At 48.1% G+C, this 13,294-nt stretch carries 11 protein-coding genes; 2 read left to right on the plus strand and 9 right to left on the minus strand.

The genetic code is table 11. From position 1 onward, the window contains the following. Positions 1-70: 70 nt before the first annotated feature. The 5 genes from add to malX form a co-directional block, all read right to left on the minus strand. The gene (gene add / locus M988_RS09425; RefSeq protein ID WP_008813542.1) at positions 71-1,069 is read right to left on the minus strand and encodes an adenosine deaminase; all 999 of its coding nucleotides are present in this window, start codon (positions 1,067-1,069) and stop codon (positions 71-73) included. A gap of 181 nt (positions 1,070-1,250) precedes the next feature. Next, a complete protein-coding gene (locus M988_RS09430) occupies positions 1,251-1,775 on the minus strand; it encodes an N-acetyltransferase (RefSeq protein ID WP_064573821.1) in 525 nt (174 codons plus the stop codon). A 3-nt stretch (positions 1,776-1,778) separates the two neighbouring features. Beyond that, on the minus strand, positions 1,779-2,048 hold the full coding sequence (locus M988_RS09435; protein ID WP_039186676.1) for a type II toxin-antitoxin system TacA family antitoxin: 270 nt from the start codon (positions 2,046-2,048) through the stop codon (positions 1,779-1,781). 235 nt (positions 2,049-2,283) lie between these two features. Then, complete coding sequence (locus tag M988_RS09440) at positions 2,284-3,459, minus strand: MalY/PatB family protein (RefSeq protein WP_064573826.1); 1,176 nt, start codon at positions 3,457-3,459, stop codon at positions 2,284-2,286. A gap of 87 nt (positions 3,460-3,546) precedes the next feature. Further along, entirely contained in the window at positions 3,547-5,142 is a 1,596-nt protein-coding gene (gene malX / locus M988_RS09445; protein WP_039186680.1) for a maltose/glucose-specific PTS transporter subunit IIBC, read from the minus strand. 281 nt (positions 5,143-5,423) lie between these two features. Here malX and malI point away from each other — a divergent pair, with 281 nt between their 5' ends. Beyond that, positions 5,424-6,455: a Mal regulon transcriptional regulator MalI gene (malI, locus tag M988_RS09450; RefSeq protein WP_020303739.1), complete on the plus strand. Its 1,032-nt coding sequence runs from the start codon at positions 5,424-5,426 to the stop codon at positions 6,453-6,455. A gap of 67 nt (positions 6,456-6,522) precedes the next feature. On the opposite strand, the gene M988_RS09455 is transcribed toward malI, so the two are convergent. Next, positions 6,523-8,019 (minus strand): YdgA family protein, encoded by a 1,497-nt coding sequence (locus tag M988_RS09455; RefSeq protein WP_008813536.1) that lies wholly within the window; start codon positions 8,017-8,019, stop codon positions 6,523-6,525. Positions 8,020-8,232: 213 nt separating this feature from the next. Then, positions 8,233-9,408, minus strand: a complete 1,176-nt coding sequence (gene manA, locus M988_RS09460) for a mannose-6-phosphate isomerase (RefSeq protein ID WP_064573828.1) — start codon at positions 9,406-9,408, stop codon at positions 8,233-8,235. 196 nt (positions 9,409-9,604) lie between these two features. Between manA and fumC the strand changes: the two genes are divergently transcribed. Beyond that, positions 9,605-11,005, plus strand: a complete 1,401-nt coding sequence (fumC, locus tag M988_RS09465) for a class II fumarate hydratase (protein ID WP_008813534.1) — start codon at positions 9,605-9,607, stop codon at positions 11,003-11,005. Between the two features lie 21 nt (positions 11,006-11,026). On the opposite strand, the gene tus is transcribed toward fumC, so the two are convergent. Together tus and uspE are read right to left on the minus strand one after the other, a co-directional pair. Further along, the gene (tus, locus tag M988_RS09470) at positions 11,027-11,959 is read right to left on the minus strand and encodes a DNA replication terminus site-binding protein (RefSeq protein ID WP_064573830.1); all 933 of its coding nucleotides are present in this window, start codon (positions 11,957-11,959) and stop codon (positions 11,027-11,029) included. 205 nt (positions 11,960-12,164) lie between these two features. Next, positions 12,165-13,124, minus strand: a complete 960-nt coding sequence (gene uspE, locus M988_RS09475) for a universal stress protein UspE (protein ID WP_008813532.1) — start codon at positions 13,122-13,124, stop codon at positions 12,165-12,167. Between the last annotated feature and the right edge of the window lie 170 nt (positions 13,125-13,294).

Genomic DNA, 13,294 nt, shown 5'->3' on the forward strand with positions numbered 1-13,294 from the left:
GACTCGGACGCCAGCACAAGGCTTATGTGATATTCGATGCTTTAGGCGTACGAAACCTTACACACAGTTCTCACCCCAACTTCTTCTCCCGCAATACCTGCTTCTCCGCATCAGAAATAAACGCCATCTCTAAGCCATTTATCTGCGCGGTGCGGATCTCTTCCTGCGTCAGTCCTGCGGCCGGCGCGGCAACATTGTACTCATGCGCCAGCTCGATACCTTCAACCGCTGGATCGTCGGTATTAATTGAGGCCAGAATTCCGTGGCGTAGGAAGGTTTTCAGTGGGTGACTTTCCAGTGAAGCAACGGTGCTGGTTTGGATATTGGAGGTCAAACATGACTCCATGCCAATGCGTTTTTCTGCCAAATAATCTAACAGCTTTGCGTCTTCAACGGCTTTAACACCGTGTCCGATGCGTTCAGCGCCCAGCTCATTGATCGCTTGCCAGATACTTTCCGGACCTGCGGCTTCACCTGCGTGTACCGTGATACGTAAACCCGCATCGCGGGCGCGATTAAAGTGGCTCAGGAAGAGAGAGCCCGGGAAACCGAGTTCGTCACCGGCGAGATCGAGTGCGGTAATGCCTTCGCGACAGGCAAGCAGGGCATCTAATTCTTTTAGGCAGGCGCCTTCACCAAAGGTACGGCTCATGATGCCAATCAGGCGAGTTTCAACACCAAAATCACGCACGCCCGAACGCACGCCATCAATGACGGCTTCAACCACGCCTTGAACGGGTAATTGGTGTTTCATTGCCATGTAGTAAGGGGAAAAACGAAGCTCTGCATAGTCGATACCCGCACGCAGCGCATCTTCAACGTTTTCATAGGCAACGCGGCGACAGGCATCGAGAGAACCTAGCACGGCGACGCCCCAGTCGAGTTTCTGCAAAAAACTGACTAAGTCTGGCGCCGTATCCGTAATCTGTACGTGTGGGCGCAGGGCTTCGAGCTCTTCGGCGGGCAGTTCAAGATTGAACTGGCGGCCCAGTTCCAGAATAGTTTGTGGACGAATGTTACCGTCGAGGTGACGGTGGATGTCAGTCAGAGGAAGGCGTGTATCGATCATGATGTGCACTCTCAGTTATTCTGGATAAAGTGCGTAACAGTATAAAAACAATACACTGCAAAATACTAGTGAGTTGCATAAAAATGTGATGTATATCACAAATAATCGCGGAAAGTCTCCGTTTTACGGGGTGCTGTATATAAACACAGTATTTGGTGTGATGACGAAAGATAGGCGAAATTTATTCGTCTTCAAACAGCTTTTCGATGGATTTTGTTGGGTAGAACAACGAGTTTGCGTTATTGCCTGTAAGCGCAATAAAACCAAGTTGAAGATAGAACCGCTTGGTTTTTTCGTTAAGGGCATCAACAAACATACCATGGATGCCGACCGCCAGTGACGCGTGATAGATGACTTTCATAGCATGAGTTACCAGCGTTGTTCCCCAGTCTTGTCCCTGCAACTCTTTTTGGATAGCCAGTCGCCCCAAGGTGACGCTGGGCACATTAGCGTAAGGTACTTTCCGTTTCTGTGTGTTTGAGGGAAGCGTTTCTTTCTCGAAGCAACTGCCAGATAACGTGTAATATCCTACGATTTTAGGTTTTGGCTCTTTGGTGACCAGCAAATAACCCCGTAAGATTCGAGCGTTGTGCTGGCGGGCAAGATGATTGGTGAGGAATATATTGAGAGATTCTTCACCACAGTCGAAATGAGCAAAATCATATTCGATGTCGTTCGAAAAAATCTCAATAGCGAGATCTGGCATGTTTTACTCCATGCTTGCTAGACGTTTCGCTGCTCGTTTCAGCCGACTGTTCGGGGCTGGCGGATTGCTGATAGCGTCCATCACCAAATTCCACGACTCATCGTTGAGAACGAGACGACGATGCTGCTCAATGACTTCCTCTGCGCGTTCAGCGGCGCTAGCAACCATAAACTGGGTGATAGTTTGGTTGGTCATTGCGGCCGCTTCTTCGATCTTGCTTTTGTCATCATCGGTGAGTCTGAGATCGATACGTTGTTTTTTTAGGGCGGACATAATGTACTCCTCGACAGCGGGCGTTTAGTCACTGTCAGACTTATTGTTTCAGCTCTCTTTTAGTCAAAAAAGGAAACCAAACTTGAATGATACTGTACGGAAATTTTCCGTACGCCAACTATAGGCGCGATCGCATCATCTTTCAACGGGTAAGTCGATTTGTTGAACAAATGGGATGCGAATCGAACAGGGGAATACCCCCACCGATATGCGCGGCGGGGGATTTTCGGCAGGGTTATTTAACTAACTTGTTTAAGGCTGAAATCAACTTTTGTACCCCGAGTTCAACTTTGCTGCGTGGGCAGCCTACGTTAAGTCGCACGAATCCGCGTCCTTCTTCACCGTAGGTAAAACCGGGCATGATAGCGACTTTCTCTTCGTCAATTAATATGCGCTGTAGCGCTTGATCATCGACAGCGAGTGCGCGTAGATCAATCCAGGCCAGATAGGTTGCCTGTGGGATTTTCCAATTCAACTGTGGGAATGCGGCATTGAGCTCATGGGCAACATATTCCAAATTAGCCTGAAGATAACCGCGTAACTCATCCAGCCACGGTTGTCCCTCACGGTAGGCGGCAATATGCGCTGCCACCGCCAGTACAGCGGGAGAGGAAAGGCCGTCTTTACTTTTCAACTGTAGGAAATAAGCATCTCGAGTCGCAGGATCGTTGATGAAGCCATAGGCACCGGTTAAGGCGGGAATGTTGAACGATTTAGAGGCCGAGGTAAGCAATGCCCACGGTGTTTTTCCCACTTCGTTCCAAGGAGTATGACGGTGTTCTCCCCACGTCATATCCATGTGAATTTCATCACTAATCACTTTAACATCATGGCGTTCGCAGAGCTCGGCCATGATGTGCAGTTCGGCCTGCGTCCAAACTTTACCCGTTGGATTTTGCGGACTACACAATAAAAGCACCTTGGTCTGTGGACGAGCCAGCAGCGCTTCCAGATGAGCCATATCGCAGTACCATTCGCCCTCTTTTTGTTTCAATGGACAGGAGAGCAGTTGGCGCTGATTACCTAGTACCACCTTATAAAACGCGTCGTAGGCGGGGGTATGGGTTACCACGAATTCGCCCGGTTGAGACCAAAGTCGAATGAGCTGGGCGACCATATAGATGACCGAAGGGCCATAAACCGCGGTGTCGGTATCAATGGCGCTATTGAAGCGTTTGGCATACCAGTGTCGTAGGGCGCCAAGGAAATCTTCGTGCTGCCAGCGACTATAACCAAGAACACCGTGCGCAATGCGTTTTTCTAATGTTTCGGTAATACAGGGAGCGGTAGCAAAATCCATATCGGAGATGGTGAATGGCAGCAGGTCATTGGCACCAAATCGATCGGCAATATAGTCCCACTGGGTACACCAAGTGCCATGACGGTCAACAGTCTTAGAGAAATCAAACATATTTCATTCGCCTTTTATGATATCTGCTCGAATGAGGGATTAGATAAATAAAGCGGGGCGCTTAGCGCCCCGAATCAATGATAAAAATTAAGCACTCGGCTGAGCTATCAGATAGTCTAATTCATCTTTGACTGACTGTACCTGTGGTCCGATAACAACTTGTAAATTGTGCTCGTTCAAGTGTACGACGCCAATTGCACGGAGATTTTTTAGCGTTGCATCATCAACCAACGACATATCTTTAACTGACAGGCGTAGGCGGGTAATACAGTTGTCGAGCGAGACAATATTCTCTGCACCGCCTAAGGCGGTCAAAATTCCCGGCACATCGTAGCCAGACTTGCTGGAAGAGGCATTTTTAGCCGATTTCTCGCTAGTCGCGCTGTTATCGACATCGCGTCCCGGCGTTTTGATATTGAAACGAGTAATCGCAAAACGGAAGATCGCGTAGTAGACCACGAACCAAATCGCTGCAACCACCGGCACCAGATACCATTTGGTTTGTAAGCCATGCAGGATACCAAAGACCACGAAATCAATAATGTTGCCGTCGGTATTACCGATAGTCACACCCAGCATGGACATGATGGTGAAGCCCAAACCGGTCAAAATAGCATGGATCACATACAGGAATGGTGCGACGAAGAGGAACAGGAATTCCAGAGGCTCAGTCGTACCACCAACCACACAGGCAACCACACCGGAAATCAGCAGGCCTTTAATCTTATGACGGTTCTCAGGACGAGCACAGTGGTACATTGCCAGCGCAGCACCTGGCAATCCACCTAAGAATGCAGGCATTTTGCCTTGAGAAAGGAACTGTGTCGCACTCTCGGAGAAGCCGTGTGTCGTTGGGCAAGAGAGCTGTGCTTGGAAAATGGTCAATGCGCCGCTAACGCTGTTACCACAGACGTCCATGGTACCGCCAGCTTCGGTGAAGCGGATCAACGCCACCAGAATATGGTGCAGGCCGAAGGGCAGCAGTAGACGCTCGCCGGAGCCGAAAATCATGGGGCCGAAGACGCCAGCGTTATGAATAAGCTTGCCGAGTCCGTTGATCCCCATCGCGAACCAAGGCCAAATCAATGGAACCAGCAGGCCTAATAGGCCAAGCACCAGCGTGGTGATGATAGGCACAAAGCGTGTACCGCCGAAGAAGGCTAGCGCATCGGGGAGACGAATAGTGTTAAAACGTTCGTGCAGCAGATAAACCACGATCCCGACAATCACAGCACCCAAAATACCGGTGTCGATAGACTGGATACCGATGATGTTTTGGATGTTGTTTGCCTTCAGCACCAAAGGATCAACGGTGGGTAAAATACCTTTGGTGGTCAGATAAAAGTTGGTAGCTAGATTAAACACGGCAAAACCGACAAAACCGGCAAATGCCGCTACGCCTTTATTTTCCCGCGCCATACCTAGCGGAATAGCAATTGCAAACATCACTGGCAGGAAGCTGAATGCGAAAGAGCCGACTTTGCTCATCCAAGTAAACAGCAACTGGAGTGGGACATTATCCAGCATGGGTAATAACGTTAACACATCACGGCTGCTCAGCGAGCTACCAATTCCCAGCATAATGCCGCAGAAAGACAGCAGTGCCACGGGTAGCATAAAGGTTTTTCCTAGACTCTGGAAAAACTCCCACAGCGTGATTTTTTGTTTGGTCTGAGTGGGCATGACGACTCCTGATGAAAGATCCTTGACTGCTCTTAATTTAATGAAATTTTAAAATGACGTATAAAACTAAAATGACTTACAAATCTATCGACGGGTATTCAGCGATTCTGGTAAAAGAAGATAAAACGTTTTACCAAACAAAACCATTTGCCGGATCACAGTTCTCAGAATCGGTGTTAATGTGAATTATGCGATATCGGATTAAATGTTTTACTAAAAAATAAGGTAAAATAACCATGCAATTGAGCGCGATAAGCTACCCATAAGTGAATAAAAACGGCATGAACTCGAAAAAAATCACTATCACCGATGTTGCACAACACGCTGGCGTGTCTGTGACCACGGTATCTTTGGTTCTCAGTGGGAAAGGGCGTATCTCTGATAAAACCAGCAGCCGTGTCAATCACGCCATTGAGACATTGGGTTATGTGCGCAACCAGCAGGCAGCCATGCTGCGCGGAAGTGTGTCGAATGTGATTGGTCTTATCGTAAGTGATATCAGCGAGCCGTTTTATGCCGAAGTCGCCGCTGGCATCAGTGAAGTACTTGAAGCACAGGGAAAAGTGCTGTTTCTTACTCAGTGCGGTAAAAACGGACGCAATTTAGCGCGTTGCTTAGATAGCCTCAGCGGCTATGGCGTTGATGGCATTATCGTAGGCAGTGGGCGTTTTCTCAGTGATGAGATGAAACAAAAAGCGCGAGAAATGCATTTACCGCTAGTATGTGCTGCACGGGCCAGCGAATTTGATGATATCGACGTCATTCGCCCTGATAACTCGCAGGCGGCAAAGATAGCGACAGAATATCTGATCAAACATGGTCATCGTCAGATCGCTTATTTGGGGGGCGAAAGCAGCTCATTGACGCGCGCAGAACGGCTGGGCGGATTCTGCGGCACGCTTATCCAGTACGGCTTACCGTTCAAATCGGAATGGATTATCGAGTGTGAATGCAAGCAACAGGCCGCAGCTCAGGCCACCCAAACGCTGCTTAATCATTATCCCAAGGTGACAGCCATCTTGTGTCATAAAGCCTCTATTGCCATGGGCGCTTATTTTGGCGTAATCGGGATGGGAAACAGCGTCGGTAAGGATGAAAATGAAAGCTACTATAACCGTCAGGTGGCACTGATAGGCTTTGGCGATGTGCCAGAAGCTGAGCTTACCGATCCGCCTCTGACGTTCATCAGTAGCTCTGCGCGTGAAATTGGCTATAGCGCGGCAAATCGTATGCTACAGCGCATTGATGCGCCGGATGAACAGGCCCAACATATTATTTTGCCACCAAAACTTATTGCCAGAGGTTCTGCGTAAGATATCCGTTAAAAAAACGGCCCCAATAGGGGCCGTTTACGTTGGAGGTGTTGTTCAGTGACGGAAATTAATTCCCGGCAGGGGCTTCGCCCTGATCCTGCATGCCACCTAAAATGCCAAACAGGCCAACAAACTGAGCGAGAGGCATTTTGGTGCCGTTCAAATCAACCTGACCATTCGCATAGCTGAAGCTGCTAGAAATCATGTTGTCTTTCTGCGTTGTCAGTTTAAACATTTGGCCCATAGCTGAAATGCCTTGAACTTGCTGTCCCGCTAAGCGTTTTGCATCTTCAGCGTTATAACCTTCTAGTTCTGCTGCTTGAGACGCTAACTGAGTCGCCATTGGCATGGAGATAGCCAGTTTTGCATCCAGTTTTTTGATTGACTGCAACATCAGTGGTTCGTCGGCGGTTTCTGCTTGAGGTTGAGGATTCACTAAGTTGAGATCCAAGCTAAACTGGCTTTCACCCTGAGAGGTCTTCCAGCTTAGTGGTTGTATATTCAGCGTTGGATTACCGGCGAGTAGGGCTGGCATGTTCTTTTCAACCAATGCCGCTAATTCTTGTTGATATACATCAGGATCGAGGTCATCGCCTTGGGCCAGTTGGCGATTGATAAAATCATTGTACTGTGAGGCAAAGGTTTTCAATCCCTTACCATCAACACCGTTAAATTTCAGCGTTAATGCGCCCTGACCAAAATCTTTGCCGCTGATTTTTAGTGCATCGAGTGTGTAGTTCAAAACGCCATTGAGGTTTTTATCATCCTCGCCCATGTTAGCGTCTAGCTTGAAGCCATCTAACACTGCCGACTCTTTACCATCGACAGACACCGACAGATGCTTGGCATTCATTTTCTGTGAGCCAATATTCAGATCGAACTTGCCGCGATGGCTATCACTTTCCATCGTGAAACCTTGCAGAGTGATTTGCTCTTGCTGGCTCATCTCATTTGGCGCAGAGATCACGACGTTATCGCTGTTCATATCGAATTTCAGCGTGGAAAGATCTTTAGCTACATCTGCGTTAATTACTGCACCGTCAAATTTCACCGAAATTTTATCTTTTGCGTAGTCGACAGGAATGAGCGTAATTTTCGATTGCGTATCGCCGTTGTAGGCGATGCGGGTATCAGCATCGACCAGCGATTTACCCTTAGTGGCATCAAACAGCACTTTTACCGCAGGCGTGTTTTCTAATTCGGTATGTACAGACGCCATGCTCGGCACAAAGTTGAAGTTCTTGAGCTGTGCTAGCGGGAAGGGGCCGTGAGTAATGGTTTCTTTCAGGACAATCTGCTCACCGGCTTTGAGGCTTGGCTCGCCTTTGAAGCTCGGATCGTTTTGCAGAATATAGCGCACATCGGTGGAGAACAGGTGACGGTTATAGTCTTCGTAGCTGAGTTTTAAACCCGCTTTAGGGAAATAGTTGTTGAGCTGGCTATTAACGTTCTCGACCTCAGTCGTCATTCGTTGCTCAATGAGCTTGCCGGTATACCAAGAGGCTCCGGTCCAAGCGGCACCTAAAACCACGATGACCGCGACCGCGACAGCTGATTTTTTCATATTAAGTTCTTCCTTAAGCCTTGAATGTGCTGCCGCAGGGAGATGTCCCATCAACGGCGTATCAAAAAATTTGTGGCGAGCATAAACAAAAAACGCCCGCAGGCGTTTTTATTGTGGCGGTAAACAACGCCAATTAGCAAATACTAATCTGAATTAGCTAAGAAAAGAGAATTTTCTAAAGAGGGTTTTAGCCTCGTTTATCCTCTTATGTGCTCAGAGTTCGTTAAATACACGAGCCAACTGCCCATGACCTTGGGCGATCACCGGTGACTCATTCGCAGGAAGATAGCAAGACTCTCCCGGTGCTAACGTAATACGCTGCTCACCTTTGCTTAATGTTGCTTCGCCCTCGATGCAGAACAGCACAGCGGCACTCTCTTGCGCTAAGGACTGTGGTGCGTCGGTTAGCGTGTGTACGGCAAAGGCAAAGTCTTCCACGGGAATAGGGAAGCGCGTTTCGTTACCAGTGATAATAGGCGTCGTCAGCAGTGAATTCGCTGGTTTAGGTACAAATTTCACGTTGGCCAGCAGTTCTGGGACATCGATATATTTTGGCGTTAGGCCTGCGCGCAACACGTTATCGGAGTTAGCCATAATCTCTAACCCTACGCCGTTTAAGTAGGCATGCGGCGTCTCGGCATACAGAAACATACTTTGCCCAGGGGTTAACTCGATGGTGTTGAGCAGCAATGGCGAGAACAGTCCGCTATCGTCCGGATACACCTGAGCGATACTGCGGATAGCGTCCCACGCTGAACCTTGTTGATGGTTCAGCGCCTCGGCAAGTACGCTAAGTGCATGGGCTTTTTGTTCGCCCGTCATACTCAACAAATTCCCGAACAACGCGGCGAGATGCTGTTCATCGGGATGCTGGATAAATTGCGCGATATCTGGGTGAGCGTCAGCGACGGGTTGTAGCAATTGCGCGATTTCAGTCAGTTCGCGGAACCCGTTCATTGCTTTGAATGGTGTTAAGGCATAGACCAATTCAGGCTTATGGTTAGGATCTTTGTAATTACGATTTGCGGCGTTAATTGCAATTCCAGCTGACTCTTCACGCGCAAAGCCTTCTTCGGCTGCATGTTTGCTTGGATGTACTTGAATCGAGAGAGGTTGTGCTGCGCAGAGTACTTTGAACAAAAATGGCAGCTCTCCAAAGCGTTTTGCCACCGCATTCCCTAAATTTCCATTCAGATCCTTGGCGATTTCGTCACGTAGCGACACTTTATGGCCATTTTTATCTAAAACCATGGAGCTACTTAGCGGGTGCGCGCCCATCCATAGCTCTGCCATGGGTTTATTGTCTGGATTTGGGAAACCATAAAGATTGCTGAGTGCGTCGTGACTACCCCAAGCATAGTTTTGTACGGCATTGATCATCTTTTGCATTGGTATCAACCTAAAGTGAAGTTAAAGCGATATAAAGTGATTGTGGTAAGTAAACAGGAGATAGCGCACCTGACGCAAGGATATTGATGTAAGAAATTAGACGAGCTCTCACATTCTAACCAGTTGATATAACGCTATACTCATTAAATAAGCTAACCATTCACCGGAGTTTGGTATTTATAACCAAGGAGAAAATATGACAGCTATGCGCGTTGAACGAGACTCTATGGGCGATATTGATGTTCCTCAGGCGCGGTTGTGGGGAGCTCAAACGCAGCGCTCATTGGAACATTTCCGTATTTCGGTGGAGAAAATGCCGCAGGCGTTAATTGATGCGTTGGCGGTGGTAAAAAAAGCGGCTGCGCAGGTGAATCTAGATCTTGGCTTATTAAGCGAGGAGAAAGCCGAAGCGATCATGCAGGCTGCGCAGGAAGTTATTGATGGTTTTCGTTATCAGGAATTTCCGCTCGCGGTATGGCAAACCGGTTCGGGTACGCAAAGCAATATGAACATGAACGAAGTTCTGGCGAATCGCGCCAGTGAATTATTGGGTGGAGAACGTGGCAATGAGCGTAAAGTTCATCCCAATGATGACGTGAATAAAAGTCAGAGCTCGAATGATGTATTTCCAACCGCGATGCACGTGGCGGCGGTGGTGGCAATCCGTCAGCAGCTTTTGCCGCAGATGGATGTATTGATACAAACCTTGCAGGAAAAATCAGACCAATTTCGCCACATCGTGAAAATCGGTCGCACGCATTTACAGGACGCAACGCCATTAACGCTCGGGCAAGAGATCTCAGGCTGGGTTGCGATGCTTGTACACAGCAAAAAGCATATTGAATACGGACTTGAACACCTTTATGAGCTGGCTTTGGGAGGGACTGCGGTTGGAACTGGACTTAATACGCATCCTGAATATGCGGTGCGGGTGGCAAAAGCGATCGCACAACTGAGTGGCTGTGATTTTGTGACTGCACCGAATAAGTTTGAGGCTTTGGCCAGCTGTGACGGTTTGGTACAGGCTCACGGCGCGCTAAAAGGCCTAGCCGCATCGATGATGAAAATAGCCAATGATGTTCGCTGGCTTGCCTCTGGGCCACGTTGTGGCATCGGCGAAATTAGCATTCCTGAAAACGAACCAGGCAGTTCCATCATGCCGGGCAAGGTGAATCCGACTCAGTGTGAAGCCGTTACTATGCTTTGTGCTCAGGTGATGGGGAATGATGTCGCGGTGAATATCGGAGGTGCTTCGGGGAACTTTGAACTCAACGTTTTTCGACCTCTGGTTATTCATAACTTTTTACAATCCGTGCGCCTGCTCGCCGATGGAATAGAAAGCTTTAACGAACACTGCGCCCGCGGAATTGAACCTAATCGGCCTCGAATCAATCAGTTATTAAATGAGTCTCTCATGTTAGTCACCGCGCTTAACACCCATATTGGCTATGATAAAGCGGCTGAAATTGCTAAAAAGGCTCACCACGAGGGATTAACCCTCAAAGAGTCAGCCTTGATGCTGGGCTATGTTACGGCGGCTCAGTTTGACGAATGGGTTAGACCACAAGACATGGTGGGGAGCACCATTAGATCATGATACCTCCGTGACGTTGTCACTTTAATCCAGCTCTCGATAAAGATGCAAGCGAGGTATCAAGAGCTCAAGCTTCTTCGCACGCGGACGATGTTTTACCTGAATATTGTCCGCGTCGTAGTCACTTAAATCGCCCAGCAAGGGAACCGGTGTCTCGCTAAACTCATCTGTTAGGGAAATCAACGGCATACTACAAGGATGCTGTACCTGTTTTTGTTCTTCCTGATACCAAACGCGTGCAATGGGCTGAACTTTTACCGGCCGCTTTATCTTCAGCTTAGCCCCTTCAGGCAAACGCATGACATCTTCTAATTCTTGACTCACCAGCTCAGCCCATTGTTCGCGAGAATAGGGGGGAACAGAACGGTTGGCGGTTAAACTTTTCTCTAAGCGAGCGATGACCTCATCGCGCTGCATATTTTTGATGACGCTCTTATTTGCCCAACCAAAACGTACGGTGGTTGGGTTATGTAATACCGTTAGCGAACGATAGGCGCTCAGTGTAATTAAGCCTTTAAGGTGCGCGTGAACGAACTCAAAGCGTTGCTCGGGGGGGAGACCGGACTCTACGGCAATGATCTTCTCCAACTGTTTTTTTAGCTGGTTAACCTCACTAATAAGGGCGCTGGTGGATTTCATCTGCGAATAGGTGGCAGAGTAGCAGAGCACGCCGGGAAGGCGAACAGCGGCTTTGCTGCTGATATGCTGTGCATGATGGTGAATGAATAGACGGCGAAAATGCTGTAATCCTGCATCAAATGCGGCTTCACCGGAGCAAGGGATTACGCTAATGTGGGTGACTTCATCATGCTCTTTTCCTTTTTCGATATCGGGCAATTGAAAGACGTTCGCTTGCAACGGCGTGAGCGATTTAAGAACGGCATCGATTTCAATTAGGCCTTGCTCAAGCTGGTGGAAGCAAACGTTCATTCGATCAATGACATGGTTAGCAGACATAGTGCACCTTTTTCTATCGTCATTTAGTTACAACATACATTGTAAGCTATAAAAAAGAGATCGTCTTTAACTTCGCAGAAAATAGTTAACTAACGCGATATATGGTATCTCAAAGAATCAACTGCGCTGAACAGCGTAGGGAAGGCAAGCGTAGGTAATCAAAAACCCCCGTAAAACGGAGGTTTTGATAGAGTTCTATCTGTACTCATTCATCATCATGTTCATCGTCGTCGTCCAGTTCTACGGGCGACTGGAAACCATCCGGTTTAATAGCTAACAAGTCGCATTTCAGATGGTCGATAACATGTTCAGCGGTATTACCAATAAATGCCGCGGAAATGCCTGTGCGGCCTAAAGTACCTAAAACAACAACGCCAGCGTTCAGATGCTCTGCCACATCAGGGATCACTTCCTCAGGTAAGCCTTTCTCTACGTGAGTGCATTCTTCCTTCATACCAAACTTCTGACGCAGCGCTTTCATCGCGAGCAGATGCTGCCCACGGATGGCATCATTATAAATGCTCGGATCAAAGTCAGGTAGTTCGATAGCAATGTTAATTGGCGTTACAGGATAGGCACCGACCAAATGCAAAGAGGTATGGTCAACATGCTCTGCCAGTTCGAGTGATTCTTTCACTAATTTAATATTAAGCGGATCGTGGTAGGGTTCTTCGCTTGATAGATTCACCGCCACCAGAGCAGTGCCGTTCTGTGGCCAAGGCTGATCTTTTACCATCCAAACAGGGCAAGGACATTTACGTAGCAAATGCCAGTCGGTGGGGGTGAAAATCACGGATTCTAAGCGATCGTGCTGATGTGCCATTTTCAGCAGTAAATCGTATTTGCCGCTAATCACTTCTTGAATAATGGCTTCGAATGGACGGTTATGCCAGACCACCTTGATTTCGATAGGCACACCCGCTTCCAGATAGTAACGACACTGCTCTTTGATCCAAGCAGAGCGTTGACTGATAACACCTTGTCGCATCGACATTCTCTCATCGGGCGAGAGCAAGGTCGTCATTTCGTAGGAAAAATCGTAGATAGACAGAAATGCCGTAATGCGTCCGCCATTTCGCTGGACCAGATAAACAGCGCGGCGCAACGCCGGTTGATCATCCTGATTGGGATCAATAGCCACCAGAAGATTCTGATACTTCGCCATACCGCCTCCTCGCTAACCCAAATAATGTGTGCATTGCACTGTTTTATCGTCCAAGGGACAAATACAACAATAGGCCTTACAGATTAAGAGTAAACCATCATGGGAAAACAAAGTAGGGAATAGAAGAGAACCGGATCAACTAATCGGAAAAAATCCGTTAGAAATTAGTG

The sequence above is a fragment of the Hafnia paralvei ATCC 29927 genome (assembly GCF_001655005.1).
GTDB classification, from domain to species: domain Bacteria; phylum Pseudomonadota; class Gammaproteobacteria; order Enterobacterales; family Enterobacteriaceae; genus Hafnia; species Hafnia paralvei.

Excerpts from the sequence above, each read along its gene's own strand:
- add (WP_008813542.1), bottom strand. The coding sequence starts at position 1,069 with ATGATCGATACACGCCTTCCTCTGACTGACATCCACCGTCACCTCGAC.
- M988_RS09430 (WP_064573821.1), bottom strand. The coding sequence starts at position 1,775 with ATGCCAGATCTCGCTATTGAGATTTTTTCGAACGACATCGAATATGAT.
- M988_RS09435 (WP_039186676.1), bottom strand. The coding sequence starts at position 2,048 with ATGTCCGCCCTAAAAAAACAACGTATCGATCTCAGACTCACCGATGAT.
- M988_RS09440 (WP_064573826.1), bottom strand. The coding sequence starts at position 3,459 with ATGTTTGATTTCTCTAAGACTGTTGACCGTCATGGCACTTGGTGTACC.
- malX (WP_039186680.1), bottom strand. The coding sequence starts at position 5,142 with ATGCCCACTCAGACCAAACAAAAAATCACGCTGTGGGAGTTTTTCCAG.
- malI (WP_020303739.1), top strand. The coding sequence starts at position 5,424 with ATGAACTCGAAAAAAATCACTATCACCGATGTTGCACAACACGCTGGC.
- M988_RS09455 (WP_008813536.1), bottom strand. The coding sequence starts at position 8,019 with ATGAAAAAATCAGCTGTCGCGGTCGCGGTCATCGTGGTTTTAGGTGCC.
- manA (WP_064573828.1), bottom strand. The coding sequence starts at position 9,408 with ATGCAAAAGATGATCAATGCCGTACAAAACTATGCTTGGGGTAGTCAC.
- fumC (WP_008813534.1), top strand. The coding sequence starts at position 9,605 with ATGACAGCTATGCGCGTTGAACGAGACTCTATGGGCGATATTGATGTT.
- tus (WP_064573830.1), bottom strand. The coding sequence starts at position 11,959 with ATGTCTGCTAACCATGTCATTGATCGAATGAACGTTTGCTTCCACCAG.
- uspE (WP_008813532.1), bottom strand. The coding sequence starts at position 13,124 with ATGGCGAAGTATCAGAATCTTCTGGTGGCTATTGATCCCAATCAGGAT.